Origin of the sequence: Microbacterium maritypicum MF109 (genome assembly GCF_000455825.1) — a bacterium.
In the GTDB taxonomy this organism is placed as follows: Bacteria; Actinomycetota; Actinomycetes; order Actinomycetales; family Microbacteriaceae; genus Microbacterium; species Microbacterium maritypicum_A.
Window position 1 is genome coordinate 1 of record NZ_ATAO01000055.1, and the last position, 529, is coordinate 529.

Here is a 529-nt window from a genome sequence, read left to right on the forward strand (position 1 = left end):
GGATACCGCGTCCTCCCGTACTGCTGGCGCGACGAGACCCCGCTCTCGGCGCACGAGCTGCGCATGGACGACGACGTCTACCAGATGCGCCAGGACCCCTCCGTGACGGTGACCTTCCCGCTCACAGGCGCCAAGGCAGAAGCCCTCGGCCTCACCGGCGTGCGTGCCCTCGCCTGGACGACCACGCCCTGGACCCTCCCGACGAACCTCGCGCTCGCCGTAGGCCCGGAAATCGAGTACGTCGTGCTGCCCGCCGGCCCGAACGGCGCCGCGGACGTGCACCAGGCGGCGGGAACCACGGATGCGGCGATCGAAGCCTCCGCGCACCGTTACCTGCTGGCGCGTGAGCTCCTCGGGGGATACGCCAAGGACCTCGGCTACGAGAGCGTCGACGACGCGCTCGCCGCCGTCGATGCGACCGTGCGCGGTGCCGAGCTGCAGGACGTCACCTACGACCGGCTGTTCGACTACTACGCCGACACCGAGACCTACGGCACCGAGAACGCCTGGCGCATCCTGGTCGACGACT

1 pseudogene is annotated in these 529 nt (G+C 70.3%); it reads left to right on the top strand.

Annotated elements, in window-relative coordinates:
* Window positions 1-529: pseudogene (locus L687_RS24925) on the top strand (class I tRNA ligase family protein); the annotation flags it as partial.